The sequence below is a fragment of the Rhodanobacter umsongensis genome, assembly GCF_042654965.1.
Lineage (GTDB): Bacteria > Pseudomonadota > Gammaproteobacteria > Xanthomonadales > Rhodanobacteraceae > Rhodanobacter > Rhodanobacter umsongensis.
The window spans coordinates 180024-199852 of sequence record NZ_JBHSMK010000004.1 but is presented as its reverse complement, the minus strand read 5'-3'; the positions used below and the strand labels follow the sequence as shown (position 1 = coordinate 199852).

Genomic DNA, 19829 nt, shown 5'->3' with positions numbered 1-19829 from the left:
CTGGCGGGCGTCGCCCTCGCATCGGGATCCGGAACCCGAAGAGCCCTGCCGCCAGCGGGCTGGCGCAAGACGGCTGCACGGCTCTGCCCTGCGTGCTCGCGCTACCATGCACGGTCACGACCCGAACGCACGCCCATGGCCAAGCTCTATTTCTATTACTCGGCGATGAATGCCGGCAAGACCACCACCCTGCTGCAGAGCGCGTACAACTATCACGAGCGCGGCATGCGCACGCTGATCCTCACCCCGGCGCTGGACAACCGTCATGGCGAGGGCGTGGTCGCCTCGCGCATCGGCCTGAAGGCGAACGCCCGCCGTTTCGGCGGCGATGAGGACCTGTTCGCCCTGGTCGAGGCCGACATCGCCGCGCACGGCCCGTTGCACTGCGTGTTCGCCGATGAGGCGCAGTTCCTTACCAGGTTGCAGGTGTGGCAGCTCAGCGACGTGGTGGACAAGCTCAACATTCCGGTGCTGGCGTTCGGCTTGCGCACGGATTTCCGCGGCGAGCTGTTCGAAGGCAGCCGCTACCTGCTCGCCTGGGCCGACAACCTGGAAGAGATCAAGACGATCTGCCATACCGGCCGCAAGGCCACCATGGTGGTGCGTGTGGATGAACAAGGCCGTGCCGTGACCGAGGGCCCGCAGGTTGAGATCGGCGGCAACGAACGCTATGTCTCGGTGAGTCGCGCCGAGTTCAAGAAGATCAGCGAAGGCAGCGGGCGCATCGAACTGCAGCAAGCCGTGCTGCCGCTCGGCGAGAGCGAATGAACCGAACGTCCATCGATCCAGTCAAGGTCCACAAGGAATCCGCATGAGCGACACCCCCCCCTCCGCCAGCTGGCCGCGGCCGTACTGGCAGCCTGGTGAAGAAGACGCCGTGCTGCAGTTCTACGTATTCGGCAAGTTCGATGCGGAGCTGCTGATTCCTTCGCCGCGCTATGGCAGCCCGGGTTTGCCCGCCGGCGTCGAGATCCAGCGCTTCCAGAACGCGGTGCTGCGCCAGTGGGAGGGCTATCCGCTGAATGGCGCGCTGGGTGCCCTGCTCAAGGAGGATGCCTCCGGGACGTATGAACAGGCGCGCATCGCGCCCGAGGTGCTGGTGGTGCGTGGCGTGCTGAAGGATGGCGCCAGCCTCGACTACCTGCGCGACACCATGGGCGTGCTGGCCGGCATGCTCGACGTGGGCGGCACCGCGATCCTGGATCCGCAGATCCTGACCCTGTTCACTGCGGAGCAGTGGCGCCGGCACTATCTGGTGAAGGACGGCGCACCGCCGCGCAACCACGTGCTGATCCTGTGCAGCGGCGAAGAGGCCGCCGACCGTTCGTGGGTCCACACCCGCGGCATGCGCAAGTTCGGCCGTCCCGACATCAGCCTGCACCACGTGCCCGAGCGCGATGTCGATCGTGCCGGCGTGCTTTGCGAACGGCTGGTCGAGTTGTTGTCGCTGGGTGCGAATTTCGGCGCCGGCCATAAGCTGGAGGTCGACGGCGTGCCCGAGGGCCTGGTGGCCCGGCCCGGCGGCAGCCTCGACGATCCGGAGTTCAACAACACCCACATCGCGTTCCGCTGGCCGGAGTAAGGGCCGGTCACGCCGCGCACCCCGGCGGGGCGAATCGCGGCGGGCGGGGAGCCGGCGCACGGTGTCGGCGCCGCCCCGACGGGCCGAAGCCATGGTCGCCGCCAGCGCGACCAAGGGCGACACCTTCAGGTCACCCCCTGTCCGTGATCGTCCGCGCAGGGTCAGCCCTTGACGATGAAGCGCTGTTCGTCCGCCATGAAGGCCTTGTCGCCGAAGCCGGCCTCGTGCGAGCCGAACGGCATCTGCGCACGCAGCTTCCAGGACACCGGCACGTTCCATTCCTGGCGGGTCGCATCGTCGGCCACCGGGTTGTAGTGCTGCAGGCTGGCGCCGAGGCCGGCCTCGGTCAGCGCCAGCCACACGGCGAACTGGGCCATCCCGCCAGACTGTTCGGACCATACCGGGAAGTTTTCGGCATACAGCGCGAACTGCTTCTGCATGCCGTCCACCACAGCCTGGTCCTCGTAGAACAGCACGGTGCCAACGCCGGCGGCGAAGCTGTCCAGCTTGGCGGCGGTCGGGGCGAAAGCCTCCGCCGGTACGATCGTGCTCAACTCTTGCTTGGTCAGCGACCAGAACTTCTCGCTCTGCCCGCCGAAAAGGATCACCGCGCGCGAGCTCTGCGAGTTGAACGACGACGGGGTATGGCGGATCGCTTCCTTGATCAGGTGGGTGAGGGCGTCGTTGTCCAGCGACACATTCCTGCCCAGCGCGTATTGGGTGCGGCGCTGCTTGAGCGATTCGATCAGGGTGCTGTTCATGGGGATACCTCGGGCATGTGGGTTCGATACGTCGGCATCGCGGCGCGGGAACGGGCGTTTCAGGAAACAGTCGGCATCGGGCCGGCTTCTACCGGATGGCCGGTCGGGAGCTCTCGCCTGATTGCCCGGTTCGCTCAGCATCGCGATTCATGGCAACCATGTTAGGCGCACATGGCGACTTGGCTAGCCGCCGACATGAAGTCAGTCTGTTTCCGTGCGGAAACGATGGATGGCAAATTCCGGCACCGCTTCAGCGCTGGCAGTGTGGACACCAGAACGTCGAGCGCTGGCCCAGGACGGCCTGGCGGACCGGCGTGCCGCACACGCGGCAGGGTTCGCCTGCGCGGCCGTATACGTTCAACTCGCGGAAGAAGTAGCCGGGCAGGCCATCGGGACTGAGGAAATCGCGCAAGGTGGTGCCGCCGCGTTCGATCGCCCACGCCAGGATGCGCTTCACTTCGCCGGCGAGCCGCACGTAGCGTTCGCGCGCGACGGCGCCGGCCGCACGACGCGGGTCGATGCCGGCGGCGAACAGCGCTTCGCTGGCGTAGATGTTGCCCACGCCGACCACGACCGCGTTGTCCATCAGGAAAAGCTTCACCGCCGCCGTGCGGCCGCGCGACAGCCGCCACAGCAGGTCGCCGCCGAACGCGTCGGTCAGCGGTTCGGGGCCCAGTTTCGCCAGCAGTTCGTGGGTCTCGCCCGGTGGCTGCCACAGCAGGCAGCCGAAGCGGCGCGGATCGGTGAAGCGCAGGATGCGTGGTGCCTGCGTGCTCGTGCGTTCCAGCGCGATATCGACATGATCGTGCTTGCCCACCGGCGCATCCGGCGGCAGCACGCGCAGCACGCCGGACATGCCCAGGTGCAGCAGCGCGCTGCCGGCTTCGGTATGCAGCAGCAGATATTTCGCGCGACGTTCCACCGCGTCGATGCGCTGTCCCGGCAACAGTGCACCGATCTCCGGCGGAATCGGCCAGCGCAGGTCGGGCCGGCGCAGGATCACACCGGTCACACGCCGGCCGATCAGATACGGCGCGATGCCGCGGCGGGTGGTTTCGACTTCGGGCAGTTCAGGCACGCGGGCTCAGTTCCATGCCTCGTGGAAGCTGCCCTTCTCGTCGATCCGCTCGAAAGTATGGGCGCCGAAGAAATCGCGCTGGGCCTGCAGCAGGTTGGCCGGCAGGCGTTCGCTGCGGTAACCGTCGTAGTAGGCGATGGCCGAGGAGAAGCACGGCACCGCAACGCCGGCTGCGATGGCCGCGCTGACGACGTCGCGCAACGCCGACTGATACTCGGCGGCGATGCCGCGGAAGTACGGCGCCAGCAGCAGGTTGGCCAGCGAGCTGTCTCCGGCGTAGGCGTCGGTGATGTTCTGCAGGAAGCGCGCGCGGATGATGCAGCCGCCGCGCCATATCTGCGCAATGGTGCCGTAGTCCAGGGCCCAGCCGTATTCGCCGGAGGCCGCGCGCAGCTGGGCGAAGCCTTGCGCATAGGACACGATCTTGCTGAGGTACAGCGCGCGGCCTACCGCGATGATGAAGGCATCGCGTTCTCCACCGAACGCCTTTGGCCGGGGGCCGGCCAGCTGCTTGCTGGCGGCGACGCGTTCGTCCTTCAGCGAAGACAGCATGCGGGCGAACACCGACTCCGTGATCAGCGGCAACGGCACGCCGAGGTCGAGGGCGCTCTGGCAGGTCCACTTGCCGGTGCCCTTCTGCGCCGCGCGATCGAGAATGACGTCGACCAGATCCCTATTGGTCTTCTCATCCTTCTTGCTGAAGATCTTCGCCGTGATTCCGATCAGGTAGCTGTCCAGTTCCCCCGTGTTCCAGTCGCTGTAGACGCTCGCCAGCTCGCTGTTGGACAGGCCCAGCACCTGCTTGAGCACGGCGTAGCTTTCGGCGATCAGCTGCATGTCGCCGTACTCGATGCCGTTGTGGACCATCTTCACGTAGTGACCGGCGCCGTCCGGGCCCATGTAGGCCACGCACGGGGTGCCGTCTTCTGCGCGGGCAGCGATCTCGGCAAGGATCGGCGCCACCAGGTCATATGCGTCGCGCGGGCCGCCGGGCATGATCGATGGCCCATGCAGGGCACCCTCCTCGCCGCCGGAAACTCCCGTGCCGATGAAATGCAGGCCGATCCTTGCCAGTTCCTGATTGCGCCGGATGGTGTCCTTGAAATTCGTGTTGCCACCGTCGATCAGGATGTCGCCCTTGTCGAGCAGCGGCTTGAGCTGTTCGATCGTGTCGTCGGTCGGTTCGCCAGCCTTCACCATCAGCAGGATGCGGCGCGGCTTCTCCAGCGAATCGACGAACTCCTGCAGCGTGTAGGCGGGAACCAGGCGCTTGTCGCCATGCTCGGCGATGACCTCGTCGGTCCTCGCCCTGCTGCGGTTGAAGATCGACACCGCGTGACCGCGGCTTTCGATGTTGAGTGCGAGGTTCTTGCCCATCACGGCCATGCCGACCACGCCGATCGCTTGCTGACTCATCTTGATCCACTCCCGGGAGCAACCATGCTAGACCGATGAGGACGGGAGATGCCATCCAGGATGCTGGATACGCGTCCGGGCGTGATGACGGCGCCATCGTTCGCAGACCCCGAAGTCAGTGCAGCTCGGTAGTCCGGGTGGCCGGCGATCGCGGCATGTAGCGCGACGACACCAGGGCCACCCGCCGACCGACGCGCACGTAGCGCTGCGGCCCGGTGACCGAGCTTTCGCCGAACTCCAGCATCTGGCCGTCCAGACCGAGCACGGCCTTCGGTGGTGCCAGCCCGATTTTCGCGGGATCGAAATCACCGGCCGGTCGCCAGCTCAGTACATGCGCCGCGGCGGTGTCGGCCAGGTCGCTTAGCCGCGCGTCGTTGGCGCGGGCCGGAGCGCCATCGGTACGCCACCAGTGGCCGTCACGCCGCTCGTAATGCATGACGGGAGTGCCAGGCAGGGCGACCGAGATGCGCGTAATGCCAGCCGGATCCAGCGATGTGAGCGGACCGGCTGCATCGCGCGCGTCGCGCTGCAGTTGCCAGCCGGCCAGCACCAGCAGCGCCAGCACGGCGAGCAGCAGAAGCAGGCGCCGAGAGGTTGCTCGTTTCATCGTTCAGTGCCGGCGCCGGCGCCAGACGATCAGGCCGCCGATCAGCAACAGCAGCAGCGGCAGCGCCACCAGGAAGCCGACACTCAGCATGTTCAGCTCGGCCTGCGAAATCTGCAGCAGGCGATCCGGGGCGCCGCGCGGCGGCAGATCGACCAGTTTGTCGTCGCCCAGCAGCCAGTCGAACACGCGTTCGCCCAGCGCGCGGTTGCCACCGTTGCCGAGGAAGGTGTTGGAGAGGAAGTCGCCGTCGCCGATCACCACCGCGCGCTGCTCGCTCTTGTCCGGGCTGGGCGACAGGCGGCTCAGCGCATAGCCGAAATCGAGCGGCCCCTTCAATTCACCCGCGGCGGCGTCGAAGCGGATGTCGGACGGTTTGCTGTTGTCGATCGGCTGGAACTCGGTCCAGCTTTGCACGCCCGAGCGCAGGAACGGTGTGGCCGTCCAGCCGGAGGTGGCTGTCTGCGCCAGCGCCGATACCTGCGGGAACAGCGTGGTCAGCGCAAAGCCCTGCGTGATCGCCTGCGGCTGGTAATCGCCCAGCGCGATCATGCGCGGGTCGTGCAGGCCCAGCGCCGTGCCGCTGCCGTCGACCAGCACGCCCGGCAGCACATGCACGCCCAGCGCGTCGGCCAGCGGCTTGAGGCCGAGGTCGTCGTTCGCCGGCTCGGTCAGCCACAGCAGGTTGCCGCCGTTCTGCACGTAGCCGGTCAACGCCTGTACCGCGCCCGTCGCCAGCGCCAGGCTGGGGCTGGCCAGCACCACCAGGTCGGTGTGCTCGGGCACCGCGCTGACCTGGGCGAAGTTCAGCGGCACCGCGCGCATGCCGCGCGCTTCGAGCTGGCCGATGAAGGTGCCGAGGTCGGCATTCGCCTGGCCATCGGCGCGGCGCTCGCCGTCGCCGGTGACGAAGGCGACGATGCGGTCGCCGCCGCGTAGCAGCCGTTCCAGCGCATTGGTGAGGCTGCGCTCGGACAACTCGTCCAGCCGCTGCTCGCGATCCTTGTAATGCAGGATCAGCGCGCCGTCGACGGTGATGCCCAGCTCGCGCATCTTCGCCGGGTCCAGCTGGGGGTCGACGAAGCGCAGCGTGAGGTCGCTCTTCACCGCCTGGTAGCGTTGCAGGAAACCGGCCACGGTCTGGCGCAGGTCGCCCTGCGGGTTCGCGTAGCTGACGATTTCCACCGGGCCGTCGAACCTGGCCAGCACCGCGCGGCTTTCCGCCGACAGGCTGGTGCGGCCGTTCGCGGTCCAGTCGGCCTGATGCGCGTAGCGCGTGCTGAGGTAACCGATCGCCGCGGCCGCGAGTATCAGCAGCAGCGCGAACAACCAGCCGTCCAGACGTCTGAATAGATGGCCCATCAGCCACGCTCCCTGTCGGCGCCAAGCCGGCGCGTGGCCAACGCCAGCGCCAGCGCGATCACCAGCCCGAACCATACGACGTCGATGCTCGACACCAGTCCGCGCAGCAAGGGTTGCAGATGGGTGCTCATGGCCAGCCAGTTGATGGCGCCGCCGTTGATGCCCGCCATCTGCGCACCGAGGTTCACGCTCCACAGCGCCAGCGCAAGGATCAGGGCGACCGCCGCAGCGATCGCCGGATGCGAGGCGAAGGCCGAGCAGGCCACGCCCAGCGCAGCCAGGGACGCCAGCATCAGCGCCATGCCCAGCGTGGCGGCGGCCAGCTTGCCCCAATCCAGATGGGTGGCATGCGCGAGCGCCAGCGGCATCGCCAGCGTCAACACCAACCACAGCAGCAGCCAGGCCAGTACGGCCAGATACTTGCCCAGCACGATGCGGGAGGCCGGCACGCCGGCGGCGAACAGCAGCGGCAGTGTGCCGTTGCGACGGTCACCGGCGATCACCGACATGCTCAGCAGCGGCACCACCAGAAACGCCAGCTGGGCCAGCTGGCCCAGCAGCGGCACGCCGACCAGATCGGTGAAACCAGGACCGTCGGCCCGCGCGGCGTTCTGGATCTGCCCGGCGAGGAAACCGCCCAGCAGCAAGGTGAAGTTCCACGCCAGCCACACCAGGGTCAGCGCCGCCAGCACCCAGGCCAGCGGACGCACCAGCAACCGGCGCCATTCCAGTCGTGCCACCGCCAGCACGCTCATGCGGCCCGCGCCGGTTGAGGGGCGCCCTGCATCGCGACCTGGAAGAAAGTTCTTTCCAGTGCCGCATGATCGTCGGCCTGCACCACGCCATCGTGGCGCAGCGTGCCTTCATGCAGGATCGCTACACGATCGCAGACGGCGGTGACTTCGGCCAGCAGATGAGTGGACAGGATCACCGCGGTGCCAGCGGCGGCTTCTGCGCGGATCAGCGTGCGCAGGGCGGCGACCTGCACGGGATCGAGCGCGTTGGCCGGCTCGTCCAGCACCAGCAGCGCCGGTCGATGCAGCAGTGCGCAGGCGAGCCCGAGGCGCTGGCGCTGGCCCTGCGACAGCACGCCGGCCAGACGGCGCGCCAGCGGCTGCAGTTCCAGCCGCTCGATGATCGCCTCGCGCGCCTGCTTGAGTGCGACGCCATGCAGGCCGCGCAGCCGACCATGCGCAACCAGGTGCTCGCTCACGGTCAGTTCCGGCCACAGCGGGGCACGTTCCGGCAACCAGCCGATCAGCTGGCGCGCCAGTTCCGGGTGCTCCAGGAAATCGGTGCCGTTCAGTCTGATGCTGCCGCTGTCCGGCCGCAGCGCCCCGGCGATCATCGACAAGGTGGTCGATTTGCCGGCGCCGTTGACGCCCAGCAGGCCCAGCACCTGGCCAGACGCCAAGTGGAGGCTCAGATTCTGCACGGCCGGTCGGCCGGCGCGGCGACGGCTCAGCTGGTCCAGCTGCAGTATGGGCTCGGCATTCATGGGATTTGGCAAGGTCATTGCCTGATTGTCACGGCGCCCCCATTGTTAAACAACAGGCGATCGCTGGCGCCGCGAACTGTCATGCGATCAGCTCCCCTCTTGACGGCCTGTTAGTATTGTGGGCCAGCCATGCTGGCGGGTATGGAAACCCCTCGATTAGACTTCATCCGTTTCCCATCCGGTGCTTTCCATGCTCGATGCAGTACTCAACTTTCTGAACAACGGTGTCACCAGCGCAAGCTGGGGGCAGATCGTGGTCTACATGCTGGTGGTGACCCAGCTCACCATCTTCACGGTGACGCTGTACCTGCATCGCAGCCAGACCCATCGCGGGGTGGATTTCCACCCGGTGCTGGCGCACTTCTTTCGTTTCTGGGGCTGGCTGACCACCGGCATGGTCACCCGCGAGTGGGTGGCGGTGCATCGCAAGCACCACGCCAAGGTGGAGACCGAGGAAGACCCGCACAGCCCGATGATCTACGGCATCAAGAAGGTGTTCTGGGATGGTGTCTCGTTGTACCGCGATGCCTGCGAGTCGAAGCAGGACATGGCGCAGTACGGCCGGGGCACGCCGGACGACTGGGTCGAGCACAAGGTCTATGGCGCGCATCCGTATTGGGGCCCGACCCTGATGCTGTTCATCAGCATCGCGCTGTTCGGCGTGATCGGCGCGGCGCTGTGGGCGGTGCAGATGATCTGGATCCCGTTCTGGGCCGCCGGTTTCGTCAACGGCATCGGCCACTGGGCCGGCTACCGCAACTTCGAAAGCGCCGACACCGCGCGCAACCTGATCCCGTGGGGCTTCTGGATCGGCGGTGAGGAGCTGCACAACAATCATCACGCCTTCCCCAGCTCGGCCAAGTTCGCGCTGCGCAAGTGGGAGTTCGACATCGGCTGGGCGGCGATCTGTGGCCTGCGCGCGGTCGGCCTGGCCAAGGTGCTGCGCGTGGCGCCGTCGCTGGACGTGCGTCCCAACGTGCGCCTGCCTGACGCCGATACGCTGAAGGCAGTGCTCACCCATCGCTTCCAGGCGATGACCGACTACTACCGCGGCGTGATCATCCCGACGCTCAGCGACGAGGCACAGCATGCCGGCGAAAGCCTGAAGTCGATGCCGCGGCGCATCCGCCTGGCGATGGCCGACGGCGGTCGCTGGCTCGACAACGAAGGCCGTGAACGCATGCAGGCCGTGTTGGCCAAGCGTCCCACGCTGCGCACCGTGTGCGATTTCCGTAACCGTCTTGCGGCATTGATGGAGCAGCGTGGCGCGGAGCAGGCGCTGAAGGGCCTGCAGCAGTGGATCCATGAGGCGGAGGAAAGCGGCATTCGCGCCCTGCAGGATTTCGCGCAGCGGCTGAAGGGCTACACCGTAGCGACTGCCTGACGTCGCGGCGACAGTCCAAGCACCAGCAGAACCCGCCGATGGCGGGTTTTGTTTTCCGGGACCTGAATGACTGGGGAAGTAGGTGAGCCTGCGCGTACTGCTGATCGGTGCCAGCGGCGTATTCGGTTCGCGCATTGCCCGCCAGCTGGCCGGCGATCCGCGCTTTCGGCTGACGCTTGCCGGGCGGCGGCTGGCAAGCCTGGCGGCGCTCCGCGAAAGCCTGGGTGATCCGTCAGTGCGGCTGGCCACACTCGACGTGGCCGCGACCGGGCTGGCCGAGGCGTTGGCGGCGCTGCGGCCGCAACTGGTGATCCACGCCGCCGGTCCGTTCCAGGCGCAGGACTATCGGGTGGCCGAGGCCTGCCTTGCCTGCGGCAGCGACTATGTCGATCTCGCCGACGGCCGTGATTTCGTCGGCGGAATCGGACGTCTGGACGGCCAGGCGAGAGCGGCCGGTCGGCTGCTGGTCAGTGGTGCATCCACGGTACCGGCGTTCAGCAGTGCGGTGGTGGATGCCTTGCTGCCGCGGTTCCGTGCGCTGGAAACCATCGAACATGCGATCAGCCCGGGCAACCGCACGCCGCGCGGCGATGCCACGGTAGCGGCGATCCTCGGCTATTGCGGTCGCCCGCTGCGGCTGTGGCGCGACGGCCGCTGGCAGCGCGGCCATGGCTGGATGTCGACGCGCCGGCAGGCGTTTCCGTTTGGCCGGCGTTGGGTCGGCCTGTGCGACGTGCCGGATCTTGAACTGTTTCCGCCGCGCTATCCCGGTGTGCGCGGGGTGGCGTTCCGCGCCGGGCTGGAACTGCGCCGCTTGCACTTCGGCACGCTGGCCGCGGCGTGGCTGGTACGGCTGGGCCTGATCCGCGATCTGGCGCGACAGGCGCCGCGCTTGCGCCGGGTCAGCGAATGGTTTATCGGCGCCGGCAGCGACGTGGGCGGCATGGTGGTGGAGTTGGCCGGCCGCGACATGCAGGGCAAGCCGCTGCGCTTGCGCTGGTCGCTGAGTGCGGCGGCGGGGGATGGCCCGCAGATTCCCGCCACGCCGGCGGTGGTGTTGGCGCGCAAGCTTGCCGAAGGCGTGTTGTCCGCGCAGGGCGCGATGCCGTGCATGGGCCTGTTCACGCTGGATGAGGCCCTGGCCGCGCTCGATAATTTCGCGGTCGGCACGCAGCTGGACGTGCTTACGGCATGAAGCGTGCGCGCTGCTCCGGCGCGGGCAGGAAACAGGCGCGGCTTTGCCCGAAGATGCGGTAGCGATGGCGGGCGACAAAGCGGTACATCGGGTCGCGCAGCCAGCGCGGCACCAGCCGCATTGCGCGGCCCAGCCAGCGCCAGCGGCGCGCGCCCAGGCCGTGCAGCACCTGGGCGATCGCGTCGCTGTCGGTGTAACCGCGGCCGCCTTCCACCAGCAGGAAGGACAGCGGCGAATCCGGGTCCAGTCCGTGCGCGAGCAGCAGGGCGCGGCCGCTGGCCGATTGCATCGAGGCGAAGTGGTAGCGCGCCGCCCGATCGTGTTTCAGCAGGAAACGCACCCAGCGGCTGCACAGCAGGCAGACGCCGTCGAACACGATCACCGGTGCGGTGGATTCAGCGGCCATCCGGCAGCGGCTCCAGCCAGCCCTGGTAGCCGATCAGCTGCCCCAGCAATGGCAGACGCACGTCGACGCTGAAGTGGTAGCGGCCGTCGCGGATGCCGCTGCGCGACAGCACCTTGCCGTGCAACGCGCGCGGCAATGGCAGGCCGAGCACATGCAGGCTGCGCAGCTGCCAGTCGATCGCGTCGCCGTCGCGGCATAGCGCGAAGCCCAGCGTGGCCGGACCCAGCCGCTCGTACAGCAATGCGGAACCGGTACGGCGATCGAGCACGGACTGCATGCATCGGTTGGCGAAGCGGCGCGTCCACAGCTCACGTGAGCCGCGGCGTTCGATGGTCAGCGCCAGCGCCTGCGCGGCTCCGGGCGACGGCAGGCCGAGCAGCCGGCGCAACCAGCGTGCGGGCAGACGGCTATTGCCGGCGACGTCGGCCATGCCGCTCGCATGCAGCCGCGGCGCGGATCCGTGCATCGCCTGCACGGCAGGCGGCAGACACTGCCAGGTCTCGTCGCCGAGCAGGTCGGGGAACAGGGCGATGCTCATCCGGCGATGATGCGGGGCGGTCGTCGTTCCGGCAAGCAGGCAAAAAAAAACCCGCCACGAAGGCGGGTTTTCTCGAGGCGTTCGATCCAGGCTTTCGCCGGGATGGCCAACGGCATGCCACGCGCTGCGCGCGTGGGCCGCTGGTCACTTGATCTTGCCTTCCTTGTAGATCACATGCTTGCGCACGACCGGATCGTACTTCTTGAACTCGAACTTTTCCGGCGTGTTCTTCTTGTTCTTCTGCGTGGTGTAGAAGTGGCCGGTGCCGGCCGAGGAGATCATGCGGATCTTGTCTTGGGTCTTGTTAGCCATGATTTATTCCTCAGACCTTGTCGCCGCGGGCACGCATTTCGGCAATCACGGCTTCGATGCCATTCTTGTCGATCGTGCGCAAGGCGTTGTTGGATACACGCAGCTTGATCCAGCGATTCTCGCTGGCCACCCAGAAACGACGCTCATGCAGGTTCGGCAACCAGCGACGACGGGTACGGTTGTTGGCGTGCGAGACGTTGTTGCCGCTCTGCACACCTTTACCGGTAACTTGACATACACGGGCCATGAGGACCTCCGTTGAATGACTTCAGAAGCCGTGGCCTTGAAAGTCGGTTAACACCCGTTAGCCAGGGTGACATCGGCCCAGCGGCGCTGTGCGCCACGCGATGCTGGAGGTTGTTGCAGCGCATGTCGTTGGGTCCGTACCGCGTGGCGGACCGCCCGGAAACACCGGGTCGATAGAGGCGAGCCGCGCATTCTCGCAGAAAAACAACGCAGTGCGCAATCTTTGCCGTCCGTCCGGGCAGTGGCTGGCGTGCGTGCTGCGGGGATGTATGGAACAATCGTCCTCTTTATCTGCTGCGTCCCGGACGCGAGGAACTCCCGATGGCACAAGAGATCACCAACGACCAGGGCAACGGCCAGGGCAACGGCCAGGCCGGTCAGCCGCAGTTGATGCTGCAGAAGATCTATGTGAAGGACGTTTCCTTCGAGGCGCCGAACGCGCCGCAGATCTTCCAGGACATCGGCGAGAAGGATCAGCCGCAGGTGCAGCTGAACCTGGGCCAGAAGGCCACCGATCTGGGCAACGACATGTATGAAGTGGTGCTCAGCCTCACCTTGACCTGCACGATCGGCCAGCGCACCGCCTATCTGGCTGAAGTGGAGCAGGCCGGCCTGTTCGGCATCGCCGGCTTCAACGAGATGGACCACGCTGGGATCATCGGCAGCTATTGCCCGAACCTGCTGTTTCCGTACGCGCGCCAGGTGATCTCGTCGCTGGTGCTGGAAGGCGGCTTCCCGCCGTTCCTGCTGCAGCCGATCAATTTTGATGCACTGTTCGCCGAACAGCAGCGCCGCGCGATGGGTGGCGGCGACGAGGCTCCGGTCACGCTCAACAGCTGAGCCGGCCATGCCTGACAACCCGACGCTGACCGTCCTCGGTGCCGGTTCCTGGGGCACGGCGCTGGCGGCGCTGAGCACGCGCAACGGCGTGCCGACCCGACTGTGGGGTCGCGATGCCGCGGCGCTTGCGGCGATGGCCGCAAGCCATTGCAACCAGCGCTATCTGCCCGACATCGAACTGCCCGCCGAGCTGGTCTACGAACCGGATCTGGGCAGCGCCGTGCGCGGCGCCACCATCGTGTTGATCGTGGTGCCCAGCCACGCGTTTGCCGCGATGCTGGAGGAACTGGCGCCGTTGCTCGACGCAGGCACCGCGATAGCGTGGGCGACCAAGGGCTTCGAGCCCGGCACCGGCCGCTTCCTGCACGAACTGGTGGCCGAACGGCTGCCCGGTCGCGCAGCGGCGGTGGTCACCGGGCCGTCGTTCGCGAAGGAAGTCGCCGCCGGCCTTCCCAGTGCGGTCACCGTGCATTCGGACAACGAGGCGTTTGCCCAGCAGCTGGCCAGCCTGCTGCACGCGCCGAACCTGCGCGCTTACTCCGGCAGTGACGTGCTCGGCGCCGAACTCGGCGGCGCGATGAAGAACGTGCTGGCCGTTGCCACCGGCATTGCCGACGGCATGGAGCTGGGCCTGAACGCGCGCGCCGGCCTGATCACCCGGGGCATGAACGAGATGCTGCGCCTGGGCGTGGCGCTGGGTGCGCGGCCGGAAACGCTGATCGGCCTGTCCGGCCTCGGCGACCTGGTGCTGACCTGCACCGGCGACCTGTCGCGCAACCGCCGGCTCGGGCTGGCGCTCGGCCGTGGCGTCGCCATCGACGAAGCGTTGCGGCAGATCGGCCAGGTGGTGGAGAGCGTGCTCACCGCCGACGAGGTGGCGCGGCTGGCCGACAAGCACGGACTCGATCTGCCGATCAGTGCCGGCGTGCGCGCGGTGCTGCACGGCGAGGTTACCCCGGCGGATGGACTGAAGGCCCTGATGGCGCGCGAGCAGAAGCCGGAATATCCGCGAGGGTTGTTCGGCAACGCCTGAATCAAGCCGGTTGCGCGAGCTTCACAAACCCATCTGCGCGGCGGCGTCGCAAGCCGCTCCGGCGCTGCTAAGCTCAGTGTTTTGGTTGTCGCCACGGATCGCATGCGCATGCAGCAACCGGACGAGAAACAGCGCGACGTCACGCCGCCCTCCGGCGAGGAGGAAAGTCTGCCGCTGGCCTGGCGACGCTTGCTCGCCGCGCCCAAGCCGGCGGCGGTCGACGACCACGCCGTGCTCGGGTTCTTTCTGGAAGTGATCCCCGAAGAGGGCGCTGCGTTCGCGCGGCTCGACGTGGCGCCGGTGTTGCTGGCGGTGGCCGAGCACGGCCGCTATGCACGGCCGGTGCCGCTGGACAGCCGGCATCTGGCGCAGTCGCCACTGCAACCCCATGAACAACGACTCGCCGCAACGATGCTGGGTTTGCCGCAGGGCGTGCGCAAGGGCCGCAGCTACGCGCGGCTCAGTGGCCATGTCGGCGACACCTTGCTGGCCGAGATCCTCGACACTGCCCCGTGTTTCCTCGGAGGCCTGGCCGGGCTGCGGTTGTCGCGCGGCAAGTCGCATCAGCTCAACTGGCATTGGCAGATGGAGCTTGACGGCAGCCAGCGCCTGCTGCCGTTGATGCCACATAGCCAGCGCCTGTTGCGCATCGATGGCCTGTGGTATCTCGATGCCGAGCGCGTCACGATCGGGCCGTTCGACGCCGATGCCGAGGAAACCCGCTGGCTGGAACTGCCGCCGCTGAAGCACGAGCACGGACGCCGCCTGCGCAGCCGTCTGCCGGGCAGCCGGCTGGCCACGCGAGTACCCCTGCCACAGGTGTTCGGCGAGGTGCGTCGCTCCGAACTCGCGCCCAAGCCCGTGCTGACCCTGCACGCGCTGACCCGGCACGCCCGGCTGGCCGCCGGCACGCCGCCGCTGGGCTATGCACGGCTCGCTTTCGACTACGCCGGCGAACGCCTGCCCGGGCGCGGCGGCGAACCTCTGGTGCGGCGCGTGCGCAACGGCCAACTGGTCGAGATCACCCGCCGCCGCGCCGAAGAACTCACCGCGATGGAGCAGCTCGAACGCGCCGGCCTCACGCCTGGCGTGGACACCGAAGGCTTGCCGTGGGACGTCGCCGAAACCCTGCCCGAGGACGCATGGCTGTTTCCCGGCACCGGCTACGCCGGCGCGCTGGAGGTCAATACGCCCGCGCGCTGGCTGGCACTGCGACCGAAACTCGAAACGGAAAATTTCCAGGTCGAGTACGCGCCGAGCTTTCCGTTCGAAGTGCTGGAAGGCCCGGTGCGCTGGTACGGCCAGGCGGTGGAAGACCATGACGACCACGCCTTCGATCTGGAAATCGGCATCGAGCTGGACGGCCAGCGGCACAACCTGCTGCCGGCCGTGGTGCAGGCGCTGGCCGAGCATCAGTTGAACCTCAGCCCGGCGCCGAACGAACCGGAAGACGCCGTGTGGTATGCGCCGGTCGATGCGCGTCGGCGCGTGCCAGTGCGCCTGAAGGAACTGCGCGGCTTGCTGGCGCCGCTGGCCGAATACCTGGAGAAGCCCCGCAAGACACTCCACCTGCCGCGGGTACAGGCCGGTCGACTGGAGGAGCTGGCGGCAGCCATGCCCGGCGGCAGCACCCTGGAAGCGGCCGAACCGCTGCTCGGCTTCGCCGCGCGCCTGCGCGACGCCGCCGAACGCGCCAGCGACGTGGTGCCGGATGGCCTGACCGTCGAGTTGCGGCCGTATCAACGCGAAGGCCTGCGCTGGTTGAACGCGCTGGCCGAAGCCGGCGTCGGCGGCGTGCTGGCCGACGACATGGGCCTGGGCAAGACGCTGCAGCTGATCACCCATCTGCTGTCGCTGAAGCAGGGCGGCGCGCTGACCCAGCCGGCGCTGATCGTGGTGCCGACCAGCCTGATCCCGAACTGGCAATCGGAGATTGCCCGCTTTGCGCCGATGCTTCAGGTGCTGACCCTGCACGGCCCGCAACGCGCCGAGGAGTTTGCCCAGCTCGGCGCGCAGGACATCGTGCTGACCAGCTACGCGTTGTTGCCGCGCGACGTGGTCACCTTGAGAAAGCAGCAGTTCGCGCTGATCGTGCTGGACGAGGCGCAACAGGTGAAGAACCCCCGCACGCAGGCCCGCCGCGCGCTGCTCAGCCTGCGCACGCTGCGTTACGTCTGCCTCACCGGCACGCCGCTGGAAAACCACCTGGGCGAGCTGTGGTCACAGATCGATCTCTCCGTGCCCGGCCTGCTCGGTGATGAAGGCGCGTTCCGCCGTTACTACCGCGTGCCGATCGAGAAACAGCACGACGAGGAATGCCAGCAGCGACTGAACCTGCGCCTCGCGCCGTTCATCCTGCGCCGCACCAAGGCGCAGGTGGCGAAGGAATTGCCGCCGAAGACCGAGATCACCCGCCGCGTGGTGCTGGAAGGCCGTCAGCGCGAACTGTACGAAGGCCTGCGCCTGTCGCTGGCCGAGGAGTTGCGCGAGGTGATCGCCCAGCGCGGTATTGCCCATTCCGGCATCGTGGTGCTCGACGCGCTGCTCAAGCTGCGCCAGGTCTGCTGCGATCCGCGGCTGGTGAAACTCGAGGTGGCGCGCGGCGTGCACGAGTCGGCCAAGTTCGAACTGCTGATGGACATGCTGCCGGCGCTGCTCGATGAAGGCCGCAAGGTACTGCTGTTCTCGCAGTTCACCGGCATGCTCAAGCTGATCGCCGCCGAACTCGATCGCCGCCGCATCCGCTACGTGACCCTCACCGGCGAGACGCGCGATCGGGCCGAGCCGGTGCAGCGGTTCCAGAACGGCGAAGTGCCCTTGTTCCTGCTCTCGCTGAAGGCCGGTGGCGTCGGCCTCAACCTCACTGCCGCCGATACCGTGATCCACTACGATCCGTGGTGGAATCCCGCCGCCGAGGCGCAGGCCAGTGACCGCGCCCACCGCATCGGCCAGGACAAGCCGGTGTTCGTGTTCCGCCTGATCACCTCCGGCACGGTGGAGGAGCGCATCGAGGAGCTCAAGGCGCGCAAGGCCGAACTGGCGGCAGCGGTACTCGAAGGCGGCGGCAGCCGCCAGAAGCTCAGCTTCGATCAGGTCGATCTGGACAGCTTGCTGGCGCCGGGCTGACGCCGGCCCGCGCCGGATCATCCCGCGGCAACGACGCGTCGCTCAGGGCGATGGCGCGGTTACCCGCGTGCGCAGCAGTGCGTCCACCGACTGCTGCCACTCCGGCGAGCCGGGTTTCGATTGCGGTGCTTCCTGGCCCAGCTTGCGCTGCACCAGCTGGTTCCATGCGGGCGATCCGCGTTCGGGGTCGTGGCCCTGGCTGTCGTCGATACCCAACGATTGATCGACCCACGCATACCATTGCGCCGAGCCCAGCGTGGCGTCGGCGGGAGCGGCCTGGCCGGTGGCGGGCTGCGGCGGCGCCGGGGTGGGCGAGCATGCGGCGAGCAGCAAGGCGAGTGGCAGGCTGGCGACGAGTCGGCGCATTGAGGGCTCCTGGACGAGAGGTTCATCAAGCCTAGCGCTTGCGCGAATGGGGGGGATTAATTTTTCGTGCGGCCGCCGCTGCAGCGCGGAGTACGAGCCTGCTCAGTCGCGTGCGGCGACCTCGTCGATGTGACGCAGCAGGTCGGCCGGATCGTCATAGACGCGGAAGGCGCCAGACTGCTCCAGCTCGGCCCGGCCGTAGCCGCCGCACAGCACGCCGACGCCGAGCGCCCGCGCCCGCTGCGCCGCGAGCATGTCCCACACGCTGTCGCCGATCACCAGCGATTGATGGATGTCCACGCCCAGCCGTGCGGCGGCGGCGAGAAACAGGTCGGGGTCCGGCTTGGCGTGGCGCACCTGGTCGCGCGTCACCACGGCGACCTTCGAGGGATCGACGCCCAGCGCTTCCAGATTGGCCGCGGCCGTCTGCATGCGTCCGCTGGTGGCGATGGCCCAGGGAATATCCTGCTCGGTCAGGTAATCCAGCAGTTCGCGCGCGCCCGGCAACGGCCGCACCGAGCCTTGGGCGTGCAGCCGATTGAACGCGTCCGCATGCCACTGGCCCAGTCGCGCGAGGCGTTCAGGGCTGATTTCCAGCCCGGTTTCGCGCAACAGGATGTTCGTAAACAGGCCGCCGCTCATGCCGATCTTGCGGTGGATGCGCCACACCGCCAGCTCCACGCCTTCACGATCCAGCGCCTCCTTCCAGGCCAGCACGTGCTGGTAGACGCTGTCGACGAGGGTGCCGTCGAGATCGAACAGGAAGGCGGTGTCGTGGCGGGGCATGGGCTTCTCCGTGGAAGCTGCGTCAGCGCAGCAGATCGATCTTGCGCAGGCCGCGCCGGATCGCGTCGAGATTGCCGCCGGGCGGCCAGCCGACCACGGTGTCGACGACCGTGCCGTGGTCGAGGAAGTAGAACACCGGGGTCTCGACGCGCTCGACCATCGGCAGCGCAGCGTTGTCGTAGGCGATGCCGAGCCGCAGTGCGGGATGCGCCTCGTTCCACTCGCGCACGGCATCGAAGGCGGTGACCTCGCTGGGCGGAGCCACCCATTGCCCGTACTCGCGGAACAGGTCGCGCAGCAGCGGATCGGTCTCGATGTCGCGCGCGGCCTTCGCGGAGAAATGGCAGCCGGTCGAGGCCAGCACGATCACCTGCGCCGGGGCGCGGATATTGAAGCGGAAACGCACCAGTTCGCGCTTGCGCGTGCCGGGCGTGACCACCCACAGACTGGGCTGGCCGTTGCGGATGCGGCTGAAGGAACGCATCAACGGCGGCGGGCTGCGCTCGACCACGGGATAGGCGGCGAGCAGGGCGCGAGCCTCGTCGTCGCGGTGCGCGACGAGCAGGGCGTCGTGGAAGTCGCTGGCGTGCGGGCGGTCGACGCGGTGGCGACGCTCCAGTTCGGCGAAGTCGCGGCGCAGGTCGGTGAGGTAGACCTGCTGGCTGGTGGTGTTGAACGCCAGCGTCGCCGCGCGGAACAGGAACTCCGCGTCGCGGTCGCCGAGTGCATGGCGTCGTGCGTCGGTCTGCGCAGGCGCGAAGTCGGCAGCGTAGCTGCGCGAGATGGCTTGTCCCTGTGCGCCGCCCTCGGCGTGTTCGGCGGCGGCCAGCAGGCGATCGTAGGCGGCTTCCAGCGTGCTTGCGTCATCATGCGTGGCCGGGCGCGGCGTGGTCAGCGCATCCAGGTCGACGGCGTAGTCTTGCGCGCCGAACAGGCGCAGCAAGGTATACGCCTGCTCGCGGGTGAGCGCGTAGCGCAGGTCGCCAAGGTTCATGCCGCCCAGGCCGTGCTCGCCGTACACCAGGCTGTCGAGGAAGCGGCGCCTGGCGCCGGGCGTGAGCCAGCTCAGCGGCGAGTTTGCCGGCGGCGTGTCGCGCAGGTAGGCATCCAGCTCCGCGCGCGAGGTGATCGGCTTGGCCGGCATGGCCAGCGTTGCGTTGCGGGTGACGCCGTCATCGGGCGCTGACGCCGCCCATGCCGCCAGCGGCGGCGCCAGCGCCAGCAGGAACAGCAGGCGGCCAATGGTGGTGTACGGCATAGCGTTCCCCGCATTCCATCGAAAGGATCCGCGCCGGC

General features: G+C 67.9%; 21 protein-coding genes. 7 read left to right on the top strand and 14 right to left on the bottom strand.

Translation table 11 applies throughout. The features are described 5' to 3' along the window. Positions 1 to 135: 135 nt before the first annotated feature. Entirely contained in the window at positions 136 to 768 is a 633-nt protein-coding gene (locus tag ACFPME_RS08285) for a thymidine kinase (protein WP_377304041.1), read from the top strand. A gap of 43 nt (positions 769 to 811) precedes the next feature. Next, positions 812 to 1582, top strand: a complete 771-nt coding sequence (locus tag ACFPME_RS08280) for a hypothetical protein (RefSeq protein WP_377304039.1) — start codon at positions 812 to 814, stop codon at positions 1580 to 1582. A 161-nt stretch (positions 1583 to 1743) separates the two neighbouring features. Here the strand turns inward: ACFPME_RS08280 and ACFPME_RS08275 are convergent, their stop codons facing one another. The 7 genes from ACFPME_RS08275 to ACFPME_RS08245 all read right to left on the bottom strand — a co-directional run bounded on the left by ACFPME_RS08275 (position 1744) and on the right by ACFPME_RS08245 (position 8301). Continuing rightward, entirely contained in the window at positions 1744 to 2343 is a 600-nt protein-coding gene (locus tag ACFPME_RS08275; protein ID WP_377304037.1) for a nitroreductase family protein, read from the bottom strand. A gap of 250 nt (positions 2344 to 2593) precedes the next feature. Next, positions 2594 to 3421, bottom strand: coding sequence for a bifunctional DNA-formamidopyrimidine glycosylase/DNA-(apurinic or apyrimidinic site) lyase (gene mutM, locus ACFPME_RS08270; RefSeq protein ID WP_377304035.1), 828 nt, complete (start codon positions 3419 to 3421; stop codon positions 2594 to 2596). A gap of 6 nt (positions 3422 to 3427) precedes the next feature. Then, the gene (gene gndA / locus ACFPME_RS08265; RefSeq protein WP_377304033.1) at positions 3428 to 4837 is read right to left on the bottom strand and encodes an NADP-dependent phosphogluconate dehydrogenase; all 1410 of its coding nucleotides are present in this window, start codon (positions 4835 to 4837) and stop codon (positions 3428 to 3430) included. A 115-nt stretch (positions 4838 to 4952) separates the two neighbouring features. Next, positions 4953 to 5444, bottom strand: coding sequence for a hypothetical protein (locus ACFPME_RS08260; RefSeq protein WP_377304031.1), 492 nt, complete (start codon positions 5442 to 5444; stop codon positions 4953 to 4955). Between the two features lie 3 nt (positions 5445 to 5447). Beyond that, positions 5448 to 6803: a GldG family protein gene (locus ACFPME_RS08255; RefSeq protein ID WP_377304029.1), complete on the bottom strand. Its 1356-nt coding sequence runs from the start codon at positions 6801 to 6803 to the stop codon at positions 5448 to 5450. Next, on the bottom strand, positions 6803 to 7558 hold the full coding sequence (locus ACFPME_RS08250; RefSeq protein ID WP_377304027.1) for an ABC transporter permease: 756 nt from the start codon (positions 7556 to 7558) through the stop codon (positions 6803 to 6805). Before ACFPME_RS08250 ends, ACFPME_RS08255 begins: the two co-directional genes overlap by 1 nt. Then, positions 7555 to 8301 (bottom strand): ABC transporter ATP-binding protein, encoded by a 747-nt coding sequence (locus tag ACFPME_RS08245; RefSeq protein ID WP_377304025.1) that lies wholly within the window; start codon positions 8299 to 8301, stop codon positions 7555 to 7557. The genes ACFPME_RS08250 and ACFPME_RS08245 overlap by 4 nt, the downstream gene beginning before the upstream one ends. 190 nt (positions 8302 to 8491) lie before the next feature. Here ACFPME_RS08245 and ACFPME_RS08240 point away from each other — a divergent pair, with 190 nt between their 5' ends. Beyond that, entirely contained in the window at positions 8492 to 9685 is a 1194-nt protein-coding gene (locus tag ACFPME_RS08240; RefSeq protein WP_377304023.1) for a DesA family fatty acid desaturase, read from the top strand. An 82-nt stretch (positions 9686 to 9767) separates the two neighbouring features. Next, the gene (locus tag ACFPME_RS08235; protein WP_377304021.1) at positions 9768 to 10880 is read left to right on the top strand and encodes a saccharopine dehydrogenase family protein; all 1113 of its coding nucleotides are present in this window, start codon (positions 9768 to 9770) and stop codon (positions 10878 to 10880) included. On the opposite strand, the gene ACFPME_RS08230 is transcribed toward ACFPME_RS08235, so the two are convergent. From ACFPME_RS08230 to rpmB, 4 genes are all read right to left on the bottom strand, one after another. Continuing rightward, positions 10870 to 11286: a thiol-disulfide oxidoreductase DCC family protein gene (locus ACFPME_RS08230; protein WP_377304019.1), complete on the bottom strand. Its 417-nt coding sequence runs from the start codon at positions 11284 to 11286 to the stop codon at positions 10870 to 10872. The two genes, ACFPME_RS08235 and ACFPME_RS08230, sit on opposite strands and share 11 nt — an antisense overlap. Beyond that, positions 11276 to 11824 (bottom strand): DUF4166 domain-containing protein, encoded by a 549-nt coding sequence (locus ACFPME_RS08225; protein WP_377304017.1) that lies wholly within the window; start codon positions 11822 to 11824, stop codon positions 11276 to 11278. Before ACFPME_RS08225 ends, ACFPME_RS08230 begins: the two co-directional genes overlap by 11 nt. Positions 11825 to 11968: 144 nt before the next feature. Beyond that, a complete protein-coding gene (gene rpmG / locus ACFPME_RS08220) occupies positions 11969 to 12136 on the bottom strand; it encodes a 50S ribosomal protein L33 (RefSeq protein ID WP_072759007.1) in 168 nt (55 codons plus the stop codon). Between the two features lie 10 nt (positions 12137 to 12146). Continuing rightward, complete coding sequence (gene rpmB / locus ACFPME_RS08215) at positions 12147 to 12383, bottom strand: 50S ribosomal protein L28 (protein WP_072759006.1); 237 nt, start codon at positions 12381 to 12383, stop codon at positions 12147 to 12149. 320 nt (positions 12384 to 12703) lie between these two features. Between rpmB and secB the strand changes: the two genes are divergently transcribed. The 3 genes from secB to ACFPME_RS08200 all read left to right on the top strand — a co-directional run bounded on the left by secB (position 12704) and on the right by ACFPME_RS08200 (position 17381). Beyond that, a complete protein-coding gene (secB, locus tag ACFPME_RS08210) occupies positions 12704 to 13222 on the top strand; it encodes a protein-export chaperone SecB (RefSeq protein ID WP_377304014.1) in 519 nt (172 codons plus the stop codon). A 7-nt stretch (positions 13223 to 13229) separates the two neighbouring features. Next, a complete protein-coding gene (locus ACFPME_RS08205; RefSeq protein ID WP_377304012.1) occupies positions 13230 to 14255 on the top strand; it encodes an NAD(P)H-dependent glycerol-3-phosphate dehydrogenase in 1026 nt (341 codons plus the stop codon). Between the two features lie 108 nt (positions 14256 to 14363). Further along, complete coding sequence (locus ACFPME_RS08200; RefSeq protein WP_377304389.1) at positions 14364 to 17381, top strand: DEAD/DEAH box helicase; 3018 nt, start codon at positions 14364 to 14366, stop codon at positions 17379 to 17381. 42 nt (positions 17382 to 17423) lie between these two features. Here the strand turns inward: ACFPME_RS08200 and ACFPME_RS08195 are convergent, their stop codons facing one another. The 3 genes from ACFPME_RS08195 to ACFPME_RS08185 form a co-directional block, all read right to left on the bottom strand. Continuing rightward, positions 17424 to 17747 (bottom strand): hypothetical protein, encoded by a 324-nt coding sequence (locus tag ACFPME_RS08195; RefSeq protein ID WP_377304010.1) that lies wholly within the window; start codon positions 17745 to 17747, stop codon positions 17424 to 17426. 102 nt (positions 17748 to 17849) lie between these two features. Further along, positions 17850 to 18533: an HAD family hydrolase gene (locus ACFPME_RS08190; protein WP_377304008.1), complete on the bottom strand. Its 684-nt coding sequence runs from the start codon at positions 18531 to 18533 to the stop codon at positions 17850 to 17852. A 22-nt stretch (positions 18534 to 18555) separates the two neighbouring features. Then, a complete protein-coding gene (locus ACFPME_RS08185; protein WP_377304006.1) occupies positions 18556 to 19791 on the bottom strand; it encodes a hypothetical protein in 1236 nt (411 codons plus the stop codon). Positions 19792 to 19829 lie beyond the last annotated feature (38 nt).